The sequence below is a fragment of the Allomuricauda sp. NFXS6 genome (assembly GCF_040148835.1).
In the GTDB taxonomy this organism is placed as follows: Bacteria; Bacteroidota; Bacteroidia; order Flavobacteriales; family Flavobacteriaceae; genus Flagellimonas.
The window spans coordinates 116,587-134,488 of sequence record NZ_JAGEMG010000005.1; the positions used below are offsets into that span (position 1 = coordinate 116,587).

Sequence of the window (17,902 nt, forward strand, 5' to 3'; positions counted from 1 at the left end):
AATATTTTAATTCTCAATTAGACCAAAATCGAATTGACCTTCCCACTCTCCAAATTCACAAATGCCCCATGCTTTTGAATCTGCTTGTGGTACAATAACCGAAATAGGCAATCGGAAGCATGGGCGACCAGTACATCGTTGATGAAAAGTGATTGCTCGTTCAGCTTATCGGAATAGGCACATCCCGCACCTTGAAGACGGGGAATGTCATGGGCATCCAAATCGGGAAAAAAATCGATGATGTTTTTGAGTTTGTCCACCATTTCAAAATCTTCCCGTTCCATATTTCGTTCTTCCTCGAACAAAGTTCCTAACACGAATTGCCCACTATCCCTACAGTTGCCAATGTCCAGCCAATAGAACATGCTTTGATATTCAGACCCCTTGAAGGGAAATGCAAGCGATTTTGATAACAGCGTTCTAAATCGGGCATTATCGACACAAGTGATGATGATGTTCGCCCGAATATCCTCGCCATCGGGAAGTGCATCCATGGGAATTCCTTCCCATTGCAGACCAAAGGCAATATTTACCTTATTGACGGCATTGACCACTTTATACTCCCCTACATCACTAAGGGCATAGAGTTGTCTGCCAACATTGTTGTTTTCAACCATATCCGAATCATAGGCGATTATGTGCAAACCTGGGTGTCCGATTTGGCGCAGGGCAAAATCCATCCGTGCCAACCGTGCCAGCATCAGGGAACCTGTACCCCCTACCCCGATCAATGCAATGGTTATGGGATGTGTTGGATTGTAAAAGTAGTTGGGAGCGAAATGAATTCTAGTTTTCATATAAATCCTTTAAGGTCAATTTGTTTTTTTTCAGTAGAGCGTCATCAAAGAATGTTTTCCTGAAATTCCGTTTCATTACATCCACAATGTTCCCTTTCGCAATGTTGTTGTGATGGGTAGCCGTAAAAACGGAACGAAAGAATTGCTGCTCGACAAACCCCATGATGTCCTCGTAATAGTCAAAGCCGTCATAATCCATCGAGGCATTGCCCATACATACATTTCCTTGCCTCCCTACGTTCAATAACGGTGCGTGGTACAATGAAACGGTGTCGGTCAATGTATCCTTTCGATGGAGGGCAAAGACTTTAAGGGTGTTCCCTTCAAGCTTGAAGATCAGTTTTGGCAAGGGATAATTTCCCGAAGCGATACCCGTTCGTGTATCGAAATACAGGGTGTGCTGTTTTGGATGGACGTACCATACCAGTTGGAGATTTCCTTTGAAATCAAAATGAATAAGGTTCTTGGGCAACATTCCCTTAAACCTGAACTTTATCAAATCCCCTTCCAAACACCTAAAGAGGTTTCGGGCGGTATCCTTGGTCAGCGGCATCCCTGCCGTAAGCTTTGCCCCTACGATGTTGTGATATGAAAAGTAGTGCCCCCTGTTGTAATAATCTTCTTCTTGGGAATAACCGATAATGGCAAATTTTGGAAGAAAGTGTTCATCGGGCCGTAAATTGGCAATCTGTTCCATGTTCAAAGCAGTCTTAAAAGTTCGTTGAGATCGGTAAGAAATTCTTCCAATCGATTAAGTTTGTAGGTCGACCCTTCCTCAAAGGGCTGTAGGTTACCTTTTTCGACCGTAGTTAGTTCATAGGCAGAAATAATGTCATATTCGTTGGAACATTCGTTGAGCATTTCGATATAGGAACGGGTAAATTCACTGTCCGCATCGTCAACTATCAGGAAAGATTCCCAATGCTCGAACATACTTTCATAGGCATCCCTTGTTCCGATACGGAACGGCACCCGAAAATCAATGGTATCGGCTTTTGATAACAGTTCCTTGATTCCCTTGTGCAGGGGTTTTCGAGGACGGTATTTTAGTAAAAGGAATTTCCAATCCTGTGGTTCGTATTCGTCGAACAGCTTTTGGTAGCGACCAAAGAACCTGACCGAGTTACAATTACCAAAAACACTCCCGTTTTTCCTATGGTAGGCTTCTTCCTCAAATAGATATTCCCAAAGCCAGTCCACCCTATCCTCTCCCGTATGGAAAAGATTGATATAGGGTAGGCTTTTGATAAAGGACATTAGTATATCAAAAAGCATAGGGTTTTTCCATCGAAGGGGCATAACGGGTCGCAACGGAATGCAATAGACCGTGCTACGATTCCCGATATGGCGTTTCAAGACCAAGCGCAGGTCGGCATCTTCCCGTAAAACTTCGATATGGTCAATTCTTGCCCTTTCTTTCAGCCGATTGGCACATCGCAATATCAAATCATCCAAGCTATCGGATGCCGAAAACCGCCAGTCGTCAATATTTCCCGAAAAGTTACGGGTGGCATCCACCATTAAACTGGCAAGTGCCTTTATATCAACCGATGATCCGTCCTCGATTATCGGCTTGGAAAGAATAGGCAGAACGCTCAGGTCAGAAAGGGAAAAACCTTTGGTTGCAAGACTTTCGGTCTTTGCGTTCCGTACCTGTAATGGGATTGTTGAACCGCCTTGAACAATCGGGCGTGGAACTCTTTGAGTTCTTTCGATAAAAGGGGTGTCGGTTTGTGGGTGCATCTTTCGTGATTTAGAAATTCGTCTACGTTCATCGGTCTATCCCTTTGTTCCTGCCAAGGTCTTGAAATGGATTTCATGATGGCCATTGACTATGCCCTTGTCCATGATATTGGCGTTGGTCAGTTCGGCATAGATCTGCGAATAGTGTTCCATCACTTGCTGATGGGTCAATTGGCTATCCAAATCATCCAACTCAATGGCATTGTTGTTGCCGTCTTGGTAGATGTACTTGCGTTCTATCGTTGCGATTTCCATCATTGAAAAAGTTTTGGGGATTCGTATGCTTTCATATCCTTGATGACCTTTTGCGCTTCCTTGTGGTTCGGGTCTATCTTCAAGATTTCGTTGGCAATGTCCGTTGCCTTCTTATGGTCGCTCATGGGGTTAAAGTCCTTCTCTTTTAGAAGTTGCTTTAACTCGGTGACCTTTTTGGTAGTCGATTCTTTTTTCTTCTTGGCCTGTTGGGTCTTTTGTTCGGTTTCCGCCAAGGCTTTTTCAAAAGCAACGGTGTTTCTGAAAAGTGCCTTGGTCTGCTCCAATGGTTTTTGAAGAACTTGAAAGAATTTCTCGTCCACTTCCGTTACGTTTCCCCGTAGGGTAAGCGGTTTTATGGATTGGAGGGCCTTGTCCTTGGCACTCGATTTGGGCAAAACGGACACGCTGACCGAATCCCCATCAAAAGAGACACTTATGCCATATTGTTCTATACCCGTTTGCCGTAATGTTGAAAAGAAGTCTGTCATAGTAACGGTATTTATAGTTCTTAAAAAAATTTAGTTAAAAGCGGGGCTTGGTTTGCACCGTATTAATTTGCCCCGCTCCTTCCTTAACTCTCTTTCAAGATACGCCCATACCCGTGGGAATCCTCGTAAAAACAGGCTAAAATCCACCCTTTTCTTCCTTCTCCCTGTCCACAAAAAAGCGCCCGATAGGGCGCTGGATTCTACATCCGAAATAACAATCAAAACGCTTATTCTACGTTTGCATTCATGTAGTTCTTTTTCATTAAGGAATTACCTTGATATTTCTGTTTGTTTATTAATAAGTAATTTTACATCATGTTTTATCGAAGAAAGTTGGTTTTTGCTTTACTGGAAAAGTTTGAAGATGGATTGGAAAGCACTCGTCTTCAAAAACTTATGTTTTTGTTGACCCAAATGCAGAAAGAACCCAACTATGATTTCGTTCCTTATCGATATGGGTGCTATTCGTATTCTCTGAAGGCGGATTTGGCGGCTATGGTAAAACATGATTGGTTAGTTGAATCAGAGAAAACCTATAGTCTTAATGTAAAGAAGAAATATTATAAAGAACTTACCCCAGTAGATAAGCAACTTGTCAACGAAACTTTCGAGCTTTACGGAAGCATGAAAACGGATGTCATTACAAAACATACATATATCAATTTTCCGTATTATGCCACCAATAGCATTATAGCAGAGAGAATTCTTCCAGAAAAGTTTTTTGAAAGAGTTGTAACTGCACGTCATAATGATGAATCTACAGTTTTATTTACTATTGGGTATGAAGGTATTTCGCTAGAGGAATACTTAAACAGGTTACTAAAAAACAATGTCCATCTTCTTGTAGACGTCAGAAGAAACCCCTTGAGCCAGAAATACGGTTTTAGCAAAAAGTCTTTAAGTAGTTTTTGTAGTCGATTGGGAATTGAGTACATCCATATTCCGGATGTAGGCATTGATTCTAGTAAAAGGCGAGAATTAAATACGCAAGAAGACTATGATTTGCTTTTCGATGAATATAAGGCGACCGTACTAAAAGAGGCCATTGAAAGTCAAAATTTTATACTCAGTTTGTTGGAAAAACACAGGCGTATTGCCCTTACTTGTTTTGAGGCCGATACCTGTCAATGCCATAGAACCCACCTAGCTGAAAATTTGAAGAAGTCTCCTAATTTTAAATACGATTTGAAGCATATTTAAAAAAATGGCGCTTACAAAAGTACTTATCACTGTAAAAACCTACCCTTCCCTTTCGGCGAAATACGGAGAACTTGTGTGTACGGCAGGTTTTCTAGAAGACGGTTCTTGGATAAGACTATATCCTATACCATTTAGGAAGCTAAAAAAGGACGAGAAGTATACAAAATACCAATGGATTGAATTAGATATTGTAAATAACGACAAGGACTTTAGACCTGAAAGTTTTCGACCGGCCACTATTGACACACCGATTACACTTCTGAATACAATTGATACCAAAGGCAATTGGTATAAACGCAAACAAATTGTTCTTGGAAAAGTTTATACGGATATCAAGGCACTTATAGCCGAAGCACACGATAAGGACATCTGCACATCCCTAGCCGTCTTTAAACCTGCTAAGGTAACCGATTTCAAAGTCGAGAAAGTTTCGGCCGAATGGGATAAGAAAAAATTAGATGAACAAAAAGCGCTACAAGAACAAGGGAATTTATTCGAAATGGAAGAAGAACCCTTCGAGGTTGTGGCAAAACTTCCATATAAATTCTCTTATGTAATTGAAGATGAAAACGGGGTGTCAAGTACAATGATGATTGAAGATTGGGAAATTGGAGCACTATTTAGAAACACACTTGCGGCAGCAGAAGGAAATGAAGCGGTTGCCGTTGAGAAAGTCAGGCAGAAATACTTCGACTATTTTGCTTTGAAAAAAGATTTGCATTTGTATTTGGGCACAACCAAGGCATTTCATTATCGTTCTAAAAATCCATTTATGATAATTGGAACTTTCACACCGGGTATTGAAATACAAACTAGCTTATTTTAATTTTTTGAATTATGCGTTGTATTTTCTGCAAGAAATCGTCCGGCAGGTCTTCAAGTATTCAGCATATCATTCCAGAATCGTTAGGCAATAAAGAATTGATTCTTCGACCTGGTGTGGTATGTGATGAATGTAACCAATATTTTGCCGTGAAAATTGAGAAACCATTATTGGAGATGAAGTATTTCCAAAATGTAAGATTTAGAAACAATATCAAATCTAAAAAAGAGCGTAACATCCCATACAAAACCCTATTTCCGCATAAAGATGGTGGCTGGTTTGATATGTATATGGATGGGGATAGTTTGGGTTTTAGAGGCGATGATACTAAAGTAATAAACTTAATACGCAACAAGAAGGTCAATAAATTAATGTTTGAAGTGGTGGATATGCCTGAAAACAAAAACTACCAAATGTCCCGTTTTCTTGCAAAGACCGCTCTGGAGTTATTTGCTTTAAAAGCAGGTCATAACCAGTCAAATCTGAATGAAGTTATTGATATGTCCGAATTAGACCCATTACGTGAATATGCCCGGTTTGGAAAAGGAGAACAATGGATTTATAGTCAGCGTAGAATTTATTCCGAAGAGGCGCGGTTTGTAGACCCTATATTCAATCCTAAACCCTACGAAGTACTTCACGAATTGGATTTCTTAATCATCGAACCGGGCATATATTATTTCGTTCTTGTAATTATGGGTGTTGAATATGTAATTAACTGTGGAGCTTCTGAGCTGAATTTATTTAATGATTGGTTAGAACGAAATGAAAATCAATCGCCTATAAGGCGTTTTACGGAGAGAATGGTCAAGGAGTAAAAAGCAAGCGTTAGGGATAGCAGCGGCATCGAACGCGGCGGGCCGTTAGGGTTCGTTGCCCAAGAAAGCGACAACGGAGCTCTTTTTGGGCTTACGAAACCTTGGGGCCCGCAAGGGCGATATAGCGGATAGCCCGGGCAACGCCCTAAACCTTACATTGAAATTTCTTGGTTCATGTTTATATTCTGTGACCGTGCACTTTGTGAGTTACATTTCTCTTCTTTTTCCTCCGGTTCGGCATCGTACTTTTCATCAAGGTCGGTATTGATTTCTACGAGCCTTTTCTGAACCAATGCCAGTTTTTCGGTCTTGTCGAATTCAAGTTCCAATACTTTCCGGTTGGCCTTTATGGATTTTTTGTACTCGGCCAGATGTTCCTTTTGTGCCAAGAGGGATTTCGGGATTTTGGATAGGGCATTGTAAACATAGTCGGTCAGGCTTTGCCAGTTGGCCACGATTCTCTTGGAACCATAACCATAGGAGGCATTCGGGGTAAGTACCAATAAGCGGTGGTGCAATTTGTCTTCTACGTCAAGAACCAGTCTTGCATTGGATATAGTCATAATGGTATGCTGGCCAACTTCTTCCCGTTTGGCCTGTAACCTCGAATTAAGTATTTGGCCCAACATATTGGCATCCATGGTATCGGGGCTATCAAGTGCCTTTCCCAATGCACTATAGTAAACGTCCTTTTCTTGCAGCGTGGTCCACAAGGACAGGTCTTTTTCAAGTTTGTCAATATTCTTTGTCGTTCTTGTCAGTTCGGTTTCATAAAAGGCGATATTGTTCTTGGCCTCCAAACGGTTCTTCTTGAAAATGGATCGTTCCAGTTCCAGTTCGTCCAATTCTTTGCCCAATTCCTCTTTTTCCAGATACAACGGGTCGTTCTTTGCGACCGCCAAGAGCGTTTTGTAATCTATGGTGCCCTCATCGTTTACCGCGCCCATATCCAGCCGATTGAACTGTATGGTGCCATTGGTCAATTGCTCGATAAAATTTTTCTTGATGTTGACGTTGTTGAGCATGAGGGCATCGGTACAGTTTTCGACAATGTAAAAGGAAACAACGACCTTGTCCCCAAAATGCTGCTTTGCGCCAATATTGCCTTTACGGACTCCCCTACCGTTTCGTTGGTCGATGTCCGTCGGACGATAGGGAATGTCCACGTGATGGATGCGTACCAATCTTTCTTGGATATTGGTACCGGTCCCCAACTTTTCAGTAGAACCGATGATGACCCTATAAGTGCCTTCGTTCACTTGCTTAAAGCATTCCAGCCGCTTGTTGTCGGTCTTGAAATCATGGATAAATACCACTTCTTCTTTGGGAATATCGAATTCTTCGGTCAGAATGCGTTTGAGTTCATCGTAAATATTAAATGTGTCTTTCGGTACGCCCAGGTCCGAAAAAATGGCCTGTGTACCTTTAAAAGCGTCCGTTTTCCTATAGGTGTCATATACCTCGGAGGCTATTTTCTGCAGTTTGGCATCGCCCGGATCTTCTAGGTTCTGGTTCAACATCCTTGGGTCTATGGAGGCGTTTCTCATGTGGTGCAAGGCAATCAGTGAGAGGGCGCTTTTTTGGTCTTCCGTATAGTCCTTATCCCCATATAATAGGCTGCTGTCCCCCGTTCTTAGAAATTCCTTGATCTGTTCAAAATATTCCAATTGGGCCGCCGTGGGTTTTAGCGTGTGCACATCGAGCTGCATTTTGGGCCTATCGATTTGGTGCGTGGTTCCGTTGACAATTATGGAAATCTCATTGTACAGTGAGGACAACAGTTTCATTTTCTTGAACGAACGAAAGCGTTCGCGAACTTTATAATCCCCCGAGACGGTAGGTTCAAATTCATAGGATTTGTTGGCGAAGACCTGTGCCCATTGGTCGAATGATGTAATGTTCATCTGTTCCATTCTATGCGGGATTAGATATTTGAACAGCACATAGACCTCCGTAATGGAATTGGAAATGGGCGTACCCGATAGAAAAGTGGTCTGAAAATCCCTTGTCTTTGCCCTCTGCAGTGTTCGGATGGCCACCAAAAGGTTTTTACTGCGTTCGGAGCCTTTGTTGGTATTCAGCCCCGCAACCCTGTGGTGCCTTGTTGTGTACATCAGGTTCTTGAACTTGTGGGATTCATCTACCATAATATGTTCAAACCCCATCTGCTCAAAATCGATGGCATCGTTCTGTTTGCTTTTGATCTGGTAATAGACCTGCTCCAAGGTTACGTTCAGGTTTTCCTTTCGTTTCTCCAGACCTTTGAGCACCCTTTTGCCTACATCGTATTTATTTTCGTTGATTACGCTAAGGTCGCGTTCAAGGTTTGCCAGCTCCTCGCTTATGATTTCATGGATGATCTCGGGGGATTGGGGTATGAACTTAAACGTGTCATGACTCATCAGCACGACGTCATGCCGGCCATTTTTTATTTTCTTAAAAAAGGTGTCTCGCTTTGTCTTCCCGTTTACTACCTTATCATGGGCCACCAATAGTTTCATCGTGGGAAATGCATTTAACAACTCCCGTTCCAATTGCACCACGGTGGAGCGAAGACCGATGACCAATGTCTTTTCCGAGAGGTTCAGCTCCTTTAGTTTCTGGGTCGTAAGGGCAATATCCAAGGTTTTTCCAAAACCGACTTCCTTGTTGACCAAAAGGCCTTGGTTTACGATGATTCCCGCAACCGTATCCATTTGGCTTTTGTACGGGGTAAAATATTGCAGCCCTTCAAAATGAAGGTAGTCACCGTCGTATTTCGGATGGACCTGGGCATCGTAGGTATTGTAAAAAATACGCTCCAATTGCGCCTTGATTTCAGGCTTGCCCAAGATGTATGCGGTAAACTCCTTGTAAATAAGGTCGAACTTGATGCGTATTTCCTGCATTTTCGCCTTGTCCGTGCGCTTATATTGTTTCGAGCCTTTTGTGACGTAGGGTATGGTGGAGTTCAATGCGCCTTCCAATATCTCTTTGAAATTGTAATAGCGATGTTCCGTACGCACGCTGAATTTTTTGATATACTCATAATCCGTCTTTTCGATTTTGACCATGTACTTGGAGGTACTCTCGTTATAGGCGATATGTACCAAGGAGCGGTAGGTGTCGAAAATGAAGGCTTGGGTATATTCAATGGGAAACCACGGTTCATGGAGTTTGATATCCAGATCCTCGTAAGGGGTCATCGGTGGCTTTACCTTTTCCAAGGCAACAACAGTACGTTCGATATAGGATTTGTCCACATAGGACTGATATTCCCCAAAATCGTTTTTGCGATAGGCATTCAGTTTTTCGTAAATGGTTCCCGATAAAAACAGGAACTTGGGGGCCAGTTCCCATCCCTGCTCCTTCGGGTCCAAAAACAATAGTTGCAGATCCAAAGCCTTTTTTATGATTTCGTCCTGTTCCATGCCCGTGTTCGAAACCAGGGAATCCAATTTTATTCGATTGAATTTGTTCAGGGAATAATAAATGGCATCTTCCAAGCTGAGCACTTTCTTCGGCTCTTGCGGCTTTTCTTTTGAAATCGACCGGAATGATTTATTGAAAACCTCCGATTTGATAAAGTTTCCGTCTTTCGGTGTTTCCAGCCCCAAAATCAAAGGCCCCTGAATATCCAAGGTCACAAAGGGATAGTTGGCTTTGTCATGGAGCCGCCCGTACTGGAAATTGAAGGCATCGTATTGATAGTCTAGCTCGTCCCTTACCTTGTCGATCTGTTCTTCGGGTGCCCGTAAAAATTTGAAATAGGTATCCCGCAGCGCTATTATTTTTGACAGCCTATCGAACTCCCGGGGCTTTACTTTCAATAACCGTAAACCGTTTTCCTCTTCTACTTTATAGAGTTTTTGTTGCTTGATGGTCAGATTTCCAGGTTTAAGTTCGGGATCGTCAGCACCGGAAATACCGATGGCCGTTTCTTCCGCCTGCGAGGTTTCTTTAGGTTTTGGGGCAATGGCCGGAATTGTGGCCTTTTTTTGCGCCTTTGGTTGCACGGTAAATCCTGCCATCAACGCTTTGATTTCAAGAGCGATATGCGCCAAGCCTTTATCGCTTTTTACGGTGTAGTCCGCATTGTTGTAGAGACCGCCTTCTTCGATAGTTCCAATAATTTGGGAGGTATATTCGGTATAGTAGTCGTTTATCTGAACATTATTTTTCCCTACGGTTTGCTCTGAACTGTTGGCAAACAAGCTGTTTATTTTCTTCTGTTCGTTCGAAGTTTCAATACGCCGGTTATTTTGGAAAACCAGAATATCCGTTACAATAGCCGTGTTCTCTTTGGAAAACGTAGTATCGGGCAGACGCACCCCACCCATAAAATTGTTTCGCTTGATGATATGCTCCCGAATTGGAACGTATTTGGTCCTGTCCATAAAATTCTTGGTGCATATCAAAATGGAAACACCTGAAGGTTTTAGACATTCAAGACTTCTGTAGACAAAATAGGAATGGATATTTCTGGAAATCTTGGTTTGTAACGGATGGCCCATTAGACCGCTGTCGAATATTTTATTGTCCCCAAAGGGCACATTGCTGATGACCAGGTCATAGCTTTTCGCAGCATCGGTCCGGGAAAGGTTTTCAAAGGGAACGCCGAAGATTTTGACCCGCTGCCGGAACCTGAAGTTGTGCTCCAATATTCGTACGGTTAGTATCTCCTTTTCAAAAGCGGTAAACTTCGCGGAGGGATAGCGCCTCAACAATTCCCGAATGAACAGCCCGTTACCGGCGCTTGGCTCAAGAATGGTTTTAGGAGTAAAGGACCCTTGGGTTTTTAAATAGTGGGATATTGCATCGATAATCGGCTCGGGGGTGTAAAAAGAATTAAGCGATCCTTTTTTTAGGCTACCGATAATGGTGTTTGTGTATTCTTCGCCATAATATTTCTCCAATATCCTAATGAGCTGTGCCCGGTAGGCATCATTTTTTAGAATGTCGAAGATATTTCCGAATCCTGGATTGTTGATGAAAAAATGGGATTGATTTTCAGGACTGTGGAGTGCTTCAATCGTCCTGACCAAATAATCCAGGTACTTCTTTTTTGAGTATTTCATTTTGAGTGAGTGAGTTAAGGAACTTGATCGGATGGTTATGTTACATAATTAATCCTTTGTTTTGGTTACTGTTCAGAAGCTTGCGAACTTCTTGCAGATCATTTCTTGAGAGCGTAAAACCCAAGTCCTTTTGTAAAGCCATATTGCATTTGTCCGTTATATTTTCAGACCTGCAAAGAATTCCCTGGAACTCTTTTTCATGTTTGAGAAAATATTCCTTGGCAAGGTCGATTCCGTGTTCTTCGACCATACATTTTCTGGCATATCTGAGCCTTTTACAAATCCATTCGTAATTGTAGTACAAAAGGTTTTCGTACAAATCACGGTTCGCCATATAGTTATCCGAAACCAACTTTTGTGTTTCCCTATCGAATAGAATAACACTGCCGTTATCGTCCCCTTCGCTAAAATCCATGTAGTAGGTAAAATCGATGGTTTCCATTACCTTCTCAAAGGTGTTGCCCTGATGTATAAGCATATTCCGATCCATGCTATTGTTGTTTTATTTGTGCAGTTTGTATGGTTTGATTTTTTTGAAGTTTTGCCAACGCAGTTTGGAAATTAGTACTTCGGGAATAGGTTCGGTTGATGTGTTCCAATACCGAGTCGTCAACCGGTCTGGAATTCATTGCTGACCGATGATGTTTCCCTTCCAAAAAATGCCATTTTCCTGTGCCATAGTGCTTTTTTAGACTGGCCTCATTGGTGTCGGATTTCAAGGAAATGGCATCCGTTTCGACCAAAAAGTTCTTTTTTGAAATGACCTCTTTCGATATATAGTACTTTTCAATGGCCGAGAGCGAACCCGATTGCATCCGGCTTTCAAAATTTTCCCAGCGTAAACGCCCCTTTCCATTTGCCCCGTCATGTTTCCCTATCTGTAACGTTCCATTTTGAACCCCTAGGCGGAGTCCATGTTTAAGATGGGCCAATACTATAATTCCGCTATCGAGAAATCGCTTCTTAAACTCTTGCTTTTCAAAATAAATGGATTCCTGTTTCGGTGCCGTTTCCATAAATGACTGAAAAACAAAATAAAGGTCGGTCGCCTCGGTCAATGTCATTATGGTTTCCTTCCCTTGCGACAAGGACAGATAAAATTGCTGGCCAAAATAGTTTTTGGGGTTCACTAATAGGTCTTCCTTTGGGGAGGAAATACTATTTTGAAAATAGGTGTTGCTATGAAATGTTTGCCGAACGGCATCATTATAGACCCGACAAATCGCCAATTTGTAATCTTGGCCGACTTTCAGAGCACCTATATCGAAAAAAATATGGCTTAATTTAAGTTTATTGCCCATTTCCGGATGCAGTGCACCAAAGTACCGTTCCAATCTTACCGTGTCATAAGGTTTCCATAGGGGAATATTTTCATGATTGCGATAGGCTACGCAGAAAGTTTCGTTAAGGGTGTCAAAGCCCAATTGCATCATGGCCACTAGCTTTTCCCCTTCCATGACCCGAAGATTTCCGAAGGGAACAATCTTGTGGTCTTGTTCTATAAAACGTTCTTTCCGTTTTGCGGCTACCAATTGTAATTTAAGGTTCTTATCTACATATCCCCTTTTTGCAAGCTGGAGTTGTTTCATGAAACCCAATCGTTTCGCATCGTTTACCTCTTCAGGTGTTACTTTGTCGTATTCCAGAAGGCTGAAATCCCTGAAATCGGGGTCTTTAGCGCTCATCCTATAGTTATTTACGGAATGGTACAGCCTTCTTGCCGAACGCAGTACCTTCTGCCAACGTTTTATGCTATTCTTCTCCATCTTTATTTGGATTTATTTGGATTACATGTTCATATATCTTCTTCTTTAAGGCAAGTGAGGGTCTCGGATCGATCTTTACTTGATTTTTGATGGTCTCGTAATGTAAGTGGTAGCCAGTGGAACTTCCCGAACTTCCCACGGTAGCGATGAGTTCATGCTGTTCGACCTTTTGGCCCTTATGGGCCAAAACTTTATCCAGATGCCCATAAAGGGTCTGAAAACCGAATCGGTGCTTGATTATGATATGGGTTCCATAGCCCTTATCGGAATAGAAAATATCGGTAATGATACCGGAGGCCGATGCGTAGACGGGTTTGCCGTTGGATGCGGCCAAATCGATTCCAAAATGTTTTTTTGTCTTTCCGGAAATCGGATGGCTCCGAATACCGTAATCGCTCGAAAGTATATAATCTCCTTTTTCCAAGGGAACGGCGGAAGGGAGTTGCTCCAATAGTACGTGGCGACATTTCAAGTACGTTTCCAGTGAACCTATATAGGAATAATCGGGAATTTGATAGAGATACGTCACGATGCGTTCCTCGATGGCCATCAGTAGTTGTTCCCGCTCTTTTTGAACGGTCAGTGAATCGCCATAATCGGAATTTATATTCAGTTTTAGGCGTTCTTGATACTGGGCCATGGCAACGGTGGCGTCATGCAGTCTCGTTTCCGACATCTTGTGATCTCCCTGTACAAAATACACAAGGCATACAAGCGTCAATAAAAGAAGATAGGCCAACTCCTTTCTTCCCAATTGTTTCAAGCATTCCCAAATGCCCAAGATGATATTTTTTGTTCGAAATGTTGTGAATTCAAAAAAATTCATATATTTGTATTTATAAGCAAATATATTATTTTAATGCAAATACACAAACATTAATAGGATATGATGAACAAATGGCTTGTGGAAGACTATAGGATTCATCTCCCCAAACTTTTTGAACACTTGGGTTTCCAAAGTATTCGAACGGAAAAGACCCATCGCATTTTCGAAAATGCCGGACTGTATTATATAGTCATATATACAGAAGAGGGCTTTTTGTACTATAAGGCCCAACGTCCGAAGGAAAAACTCTCGGCAACAGATCTGATCACCGAACACGTCTCGAAAATTGAGGGCGTACAAAAAGAAATGCTATGGGACAAGGTAGCGGCCTACCATACAAAGGTATTGGAGACTGACGCTTTGACCATATCAAGGGATTGGAAGGGTGAGTTCAAAAAAGTGCCCAAGGATTTCAATCATTTCGATTCTTATAGACTTCCCATCCAAAATAATGGCGAAGGCCTGTACGGTGATGCTGCCGATTTACCCTCTTTTACCGGCCGTATGTTCCTAAACGAAAAAGGGGAGATTCTTTTCCCCCTGTTCAATATGCAGAATACCGTTTGCGGGTATTTCGTCGACGCGGGCAAAAATGTGGCCCCCTACCGGGAATCAGCTGCGAAGCATGCCTTATGGTATTCCAATATACCCAAGAAAATTGACGGACTCTTTCTTTTCAAGAATCCCAAGGAGGCCTTGGCCTTTCATAAAAAATTCCAATTGAAAAACGTGGTGTATATGGCGTTGGGAGAAATAAATTCACAAACAACCGATATTCTTTTTCAAATACGGCAAACCGTTAAAGTGGACAAGATTATGCTTAGTTTTACCGGAGAAAAGAAAATAGAAGGTTATTTACGGGACCTTCATTTCATAACCTTCATAAAGGATTCCGGATTCAAATTGTCGTTGACGGACAGGGATATGGTACTAAGATTCCCTATTGGCGACAAAAAAGCCTTTTCCAGATTTTATGACCATACGAAAAGGTACAATAAGGAACTGGCCCAAAGCTTTTTAAGATATAACAACATACTCGACCAGCATCGATTGAACCGGTACGGAATCTCGGTTTCCAAAAACGAGGAAAGTATCAAGGTGCGATTGCCCTTGGAGACGAACGCCATTAAACTTTTGGTCTGGTCGTACTATAAAAACTATTTGAACAAGGCGATAGATATTCTAAAACCCAAGTCCGGTAATTGGTATTCGGAATGGGAGACCATGGAACATCGATCCAAAAGCGGAAAGGAGGTGCAGTTGAAAGAATATAGAATCGCACTATAAAAAAAATGGAAAAAGGGCGCTCCCGCCCCTTTTCCGTTCCTTAACTAGCAAATCACTCCTGAAATGCTCGTTACTCAAAAGTACTTAATTAAAAATTCCTTAACAATTAAAAATCACTCAAAAATGGAAAAACAAGTAGAAAAAGTGTTCGTAAAACTCAATCAGGCATGGCAGAAAGGCGATGCGGTCGCCGTCAACGACACAACGTACAAAGTGAAGACGGCCGACAATCTGACCTTTGAAATCGATAAGCAGAGCGAATATCTCGAAATGCAAAAGTCTCCTGCGCAGCGATTTGCGTTGGGCGAGGCCAAAGAACGGCTTGAAGGTGCGTATATCAGTTTTGCCAAGCTCCCCGAGAATGTGCAGGATGCCATCGTAAGAGGGGAAGAATACCTCCATAAATCCGCGTATCCAAAAGATGGTGTCATCAAGGAAAGCGTTAAAATGGTGCAAATGGTATACAGCCCCACTTCTGGTTCCCGATTGGATGTTCAAATCAAGCGCAAGGAGGAGGTAACCTTGGCCCAGGCCAAGGCATACAACCACCAGTTTACACAGGCCGAGTTTGACAAAATGGTCAATGAGGGCCGGTTCGTTTCCTTTGAGGGCCGTTCCTCCAATGGAGAATCGTTCACGAAACTGGCCTATTACGAGCCAAAACTGAACGACATCCGTACAAAATCGGCTTTGTCGTCCAGCACCTATCTCTATGGGCAACAATTGACCCAAGAACAGGCGGATTCCTTAAATCAGGGCAAGGAGACGAAAATAACGATCAAGGCAACCAAGAAGGGGCCCTTGACCTATATGGTCAGCTACAGCCCGAGAGCCGAGCGCTTTATTACTAAATCTTTGGAAAAAGCAAAGGTCAAGGATATGGAAACCAAGGATGCGATAACGGTAAGCGGCGAAAAAAAAAGAAACAGCCTAGCAACGCCATAAGTATGTAATCCAATAATTACCAACTCAATGTAATGGCCGACATGCTTGGTGTGTCGGCCATTTTAAAACCTTTCCATGCAAAGTCCAAACTACGGGGATAACCCGCAACACTATAAAAATTTGATTGCCCAGATCAATGAAGAGGCTAATTTTCCGATGTACCTACATCAGAACGGATACAAGTTGGTACAACAAAGTGCCGGGTCTATGGAGTTTCAAAATGACGAGGACCGCATTGTACTGCAGACGATGCGCAAACCCATGACCTACTTCAACCGGAACGATTCCTGCGACAAGGGCCTGTTCTTTAAATACCTTTTGCAACGTAGTGCCAATTTCTACAAAGCCATAGAAAGCGGTTTGGAAATAACCAATCGAACCTACGATCTAGGGAACACCGTTATCAAAATCACAAAATCGAATGCTTTCTTAAAATCGTTGGAAGAAAAATACAATATAGTCCCGTTACGGAATTCAAACTATTTACGGATCCATCGGGGAATCTGCAAAGCTACCATAAACAGTCCGCTCTTTAGGGGCCGCATTTTCAATGCCTATCACATTAGGGACAACGGCGGTAGAATCGCCAACATCGCCTTTCCCAAATATGATTTGGCGGGCGACCCAAAAAACTATATCCTCTATAACAAGCCCTACCGCAGAAGGGCCGACAATAAAGTAAAAAAGTTCCGTCTTGTATTGAATCAAAAAGATCATTTTCTTTTTCATTCCAAAATCATGGCAAGGCCGACCAGAATTATTTTCGGGGAAAGCGGTATAGACCTTCTTTCCTACCAAGAACTTCATGGCAAAAAGGATGATTTCTACGTTTCCTTCGGTGGGAACGTGCACAGGGAAAAACTACAATTCTTCATGCAATTGATTACGCCAATGCTACAAAATAAAGGCCTCGAACTCAAATCCATCATGGACAATGACATATCTGGCCATGAGTATGACCTAAAGATCTTTACGGCCCTGATCAATCAAAACAATACGGACCTCTATGCGGAAGCCTCGTTCAAAAATGGCAATGTCAGTTTGAGCATCCATTATACTGAAAAAGTGCGAAATCGGATTGCATCCCACAAAAATCTCTTGGAGGAAAAATTGACCTCTGACCTCCGTAGGGATAACCATGTTTTTGGTTTGGTTCGATGTGTGGGGTTCTCCGATAAATTGCTTTTGGAATTCTCTTTACAGGAAGTAATCAATACTACCCATATCATACGGCAACAAAATGTATTCAAGACCTTACTCGACGCCATTAACGGCCTGTATCTCCCTTTTACCGCCAACATCCATAAATCAAACGGAAAGGACTGGAACGACGACCTCATGGTTTCGAAAAAAACAAAATTTATAAAAATGGAAAAAGTCGTACCCAAGGAATTGGGGATTGGCGATCAAATCGAATTGAAATCGCCCAAGGGTCCAGAGGGCGCAACGAACAAAGGAACCATCAAGTCCATAAAGCCAAATGGCGTCGAATGTGATTTCGGGTTGACCTATACGTATGCCATCCCCTATTTGGCCATTGTCTCCCATTTTAAGAACACCGCTTTTCTTTCCAGGGAAAGGGAGGATGAAAGAACAAAGAAAAACGATAACTTACAAAACCATATCGCATGAATATCATGGAACCACTATCGGAAGAACTACAGGACAACCAATATTATGTCGCCCTCTTGGACGAACTCGTCGAAGAGAACGATATCGAACTAAAGCACCGTCTGCAAAAAGCGGATACCTATGCCCAATTCATCAACGATCAGGCCGGTCTATTGATGGATAAGACCATAGACTACATAAAGTCGAATGAAGTATCTTTCGTCCTTGCGTCCAACATAGTGGTAGAGCAATGGAAGGAACGTATGTTCAATTAGTCCTTCAATTT

Annotated in this window: 16 protein-coding genes; 7 read left to right on the plus strand and 9 right to left on the minus strand. The window is 42.3% G+C overall.

Annotated features, from left to right (window positions below; translation table 11 throughout):
- Positions 1 to 17: 17 nt before the first annotated feature.
- The 5 genes from J4E06_RS09160 to J4E06_RS09180 are packed head-to-tail and all read right to left on the minus strand — an operon-like array spanning position 18 to position 3,283.
- On the minus strand, positions 18 to 797 hold the full coding sequence (locus J4E06_RS09160; RefSeq protein ID WP_116183677.1) for a PRTRC system ThiF family protein: 780 nt from the start codon (positions 795 to 797) through the stop codon (positions 18 to 20).
- The gene (locus J4E06_RS09165; protein ID WP_116183678.1) at positions 787 to 1,494 is read right to left on the minus strand and encodes a hypothetical protein; all 708 of its coding nucleotides are present in this window, start codon (positions 1,492 to 1,494) and stop codon (positions 787 to 789) included. Before J4E06_RS09165 ends, J4E06_RS09160 begins: the two co-directional genes overlap by 11 nt.
- Before the next feature lie 2 nt (positions 1,495 to 1,496).
- On the minus strand, positions 1,497 to 2,540 hold the full coding sequence (locus tag J4E06_RS09170) for a hypothetical protein (protein ID WP_116183679.1): 1,044 nt from the start codon (positions 2,538 to 2,540) through the stop codon (positions 1,497 to 1,499).
- A 36-nt stretch (positions 2,541 to 2,576) separates the two neighbouring features.
- Complete coding sequence (locus J4E06_RS09175; protein WP_116183680.1) at positions 2,577 to 2,798, minus strand: PRTRC system protein C; 222 nt, start codon at positions 2,796 to 2,798, stop codon at positions 2,577 to 2,579.
- Complete coding sequence (locus tag J4E06_RS09180; protein WP_116183681.1) at positions 2,795 to 3,283, minus strand: PRTRC system protein E; 489 nt, start codon at positions 3,281 to 3,283, stop codon at positions 2,795 to 2,797. Before J4E06_RS09180 ends, J4E06_RS09175 begins: the two co-directional genes overlap by 4 nt.
- Before the next feature lie 315 nt (positions 3,284 to 3,598).
- Between J4E06_RS09180 and J4E06_RS09185 the strand changes: the two genes are divergently transcribed.
- Genes J4E06_RS09185 through J4E06_RS09195 form a run of 3 tightly spaced genes read left to right on the plus strand, consistent with a single transcriptional unit; the run spans position 3,599 to position 6,124 of the window.
- The gene (locus J4E06_RS09185) at positions 3,599 to 4,483 is read left to right on the plus strand and encodes a DUF488 domain-containing protein (RefSeq protein WP_116183682.1); all 885 of its coding nucleotides are present in this window, start codon (positions 3,599 to 3,601) and stop codon (positions 4,481 to 4,483) included.
- A gap of 4 nt (positions 4,484 to 4,487) precedes the next feature.
- Positions 4,488 to 5,309 carry a DUF8758 domain-containing protein gene (locus J4E06_RS09190; protein ID WP_067030397.1) on the plus strand — a complete coding sequence of 274 codons (822 nt, stop codon included), beginning with the start codon at positions 4,488 to 4,490 and terminating at the stop codon, positions 5,307 to 5,309.
- 11 nt (positions 5,310 to 5,320) lie between these two features.
- Positions 5,321 to 6,124, plus strand: a complete 804-nt coding sequence (locus J4E06_RS09195) for an HNH endonuclease (RefSeq protein WP_116183683.1) — start codon at positions 5,321 to 5,323, stop codon at positions 6,122 to 6,124.
- 152 nt (positions 6,125 to 6,276) lie between these two features.
- On the opposite strand, the gene J4E06_RS09200 is transcribed toward J4E06_RS09195, so the two are convergent.
- Genes J4E06_RS09200 through J4E06_RS09215 form a run of 4 tightly spaced genes read right to left on the minus strand, consistent with a single transcriptional unit; the run spans position 6,277 to position 13,728 of the window.
- The gene (locus J4E06_RS09200; RefSeq protein WP_067030391.1) at positions 6,277 to 11,181 is read right to left on the minus strand and encodes a helicase-like domain-containing protein; all 4,905 of its coding nucleotides are present in this window, start codon (positions 11,179 to 11,181) and stop codon (positions 6,277 to 6,279) included.
- Positions 11,182 to 11,221: 40 nt separating this feature from the next.
- Positions 11,222 to 11,671 carry a hypothetical protein gene (locus J4E06_RS09205; protein WP_141673213.1) on the minus strand — a complete coding sequence of 150 codons (450 nt, stop codon included), beginning with the start codon at positions 11,669 to 11,671 and terminating at the stop codon, positions 11,222 to 11,224.
- A gap of 1 nt (position 11,672) precedes the next feature.
- Positions 11,673 to 12,947, minus strand: a complete 1,275-nt coding sequence (locus J4E06_RS09210) for a hypothetical protein (protein WP_116183684.1) — start codon at positions 12,945 to 12,947, stop codon at positions 11,673 to 11,675.
- Positions 12,934 to 13,728: a M23 family metallopeptidase gene (locus J4E06_RS09215; protein WP_181899447.1), complete on the minus strand. Its 795-nt coding sequence runs from the start codon at positions 13,726 to 13,728 to the stop codon at positions 12,934 to 12,936. The genes J4E06_RS09210 and J4E06_RS09215 overlap by 14 nt, the downstream gene beginning before the upstream one ends.
- Before the next feature lie 105 nt (positions 13,729 to 13,833).
- Between J4E06_RS09215 and J4E06_RS09220 the strand changes: the two genes are divergently transcribed.
- The 4 genes from J4E06_RS09220 (at position 13,834) to J4E06_RS09235 (ending at position 17,891) form a co-directional block, all read left to right on the plus strand.
- Entirely contained in the window at positions 13,834 to 15,060 is a 1,227-nt protein-coding gene (locus tag J4E06_RS09220) for a hypothetical protein (RefSeq protein WP_147296615.1), read from the plus strand.
- Positions 15,061 to 15,183: 123 nt separating this feature from the next.
- Positions 15,184 to 16,005, plus strand: a complete 822-nt coding sequence (locus tag J4E06_RS09225) for a hypothetical protein (protein WP_166247891.1) — start codon at positions 15,184 to 15,186, stop codon at positions 16,003 to 16,005.
- Between the two features lie 75 nt (positions 16,006 to 16,080).
- The gene (locus J4E06_RS09230) at positions 16,081 to 17,637 is read left to right on the plus strand and encodes a hypothetical protein (RefSeq protein ID WP_067030373.1); all 1,557 of its coding nucleotides are present in this window, start codon (positions 16,081 to 16,083) and stop codon (positions 17,635 to 17,637) included.
- Positions 17,634 to 17,891, plus strand: coding sequence for a hypothetical protein (locus J4E06_RS09235; protein ID WP_067030369.1), 258 nt, complete (start codon positions 17,634 to 17,636; stop codon positions 17,889 to 17,891). Before J4E06_RS09230 ends, J4E06_RS09235 begins: the two co-directional genes overlap by 4 nt.
- Positions 17,892 to 17,902: the final 11 nt, after the last annotated feature.

Excerpts from the sequence above, each read along its gene's own strand:
- J4E06_RS09160 (WP_116183677.1), bottom strand. The coding sequence starts at position 797 with ATGAAAACTAGAATTCATTTCGCTCCCAACTACTTTTACAATCCAACA.
- J4E06_RS09165 (WP_116183678.1), bottom strand. The coding sequence starts at position 1,494 with ATGGAACAGATTGCCAATTTACGGCCCGATGAACACTTTCTTCCAAAA.
- J4E06_RS09170 (WP_116183679.1), bottom strand. The coding sequence starts at position 2,540 with ATGCACCCACAAACCGACACCCCTTTTATCGAAAGAACTCAAAGAGTT.
- J4E06_RS09175 (WP_116183680.1), bottom strand. The coding sequence starts at position 2,798 with ATGATGGAAATCGCAACGATAGAACGCAAGTACATCTACCAAGACGGC.
- J4E06_RS09180 (WP_116183681.1), bottom strand. The coding sequence starts at position 3,283 with ATGACAGACTTCTTTTCAACATTACGGCAAACGGGTATAGAACAATAT.
- J4E06_RS09185 (WP_116183682.1), top strand. The coding sequence starts at position 3,599 with ATGTTTTATCGAAGAAAGTTGGTTTTTGCTTTACTGGAAAAGTTTGAA.
- J4E06_RS09190 (WP_067030397.1), top strand. The coding sequence starts at position 4,488 with ATGGCGCTTACAAAAGTACTTATCACTGTAAAAACCTACCCTTCCCTT.
- J4E06_RS09195 (WP_116183683.1), top strand. The coding sequence starts at position 5,321 with ATGCGTTGTATTTTCTGCAAGAAATCGTCCGGCAGGTCTTCAAGTATT.
- J4E06_RS09200 (WP_067030391.1), bottom strand. The coding sequence starts at position 11,181 with ATGAAATACTCAAAAAAGAAGTACCTGGATTATTTGGTCAGGACGATT.
- J4E06_RS09205 (WP_141673213.1), bottom strand. The coding sequence starts at position 11,671 with ATGGATCGGAATATGCTTATACATCAGGGCAACACCTTTGAGAAGGTA.
- J4E06_RS09210 (WP_116183684.1), bottom strand. The coding sequence starts at position 12,947 with ATGGAGAAGAATAGCATAAAACGTTGGCAGAAGGTACTGCGTTCGGCA.
- J4E06_RS09220 (WP_147296615.1), top strand. The coding sequence starts at position 13,834 with ATGATGAACAAATGGCTTGTGGAAGACTATAGGATTCATCTCCCCAAA.
- J4E06_RS09225 (WP_166247891.1), top strand. The coding sequence starts at position 15,184 with ATGGAAAAACAAGTAGAAAAAGTGTTCGTAAAACTCAATCAGGCATGG.
- J4E06_RS09230 (WP_067030373.1), top strand. The coding sequence starts at position 16,081 with ATGCAAAGTCCAAACTACGGGGATAACCCGCAACACTATAAAAATTTG.
- J4E06_RS09235 (WP_067030369.1), top strand. The coding sequence starts at position 17,634 with ATGAATATCATGGAACCACTATCGGAAGAACTACAGGACAACCAATAT.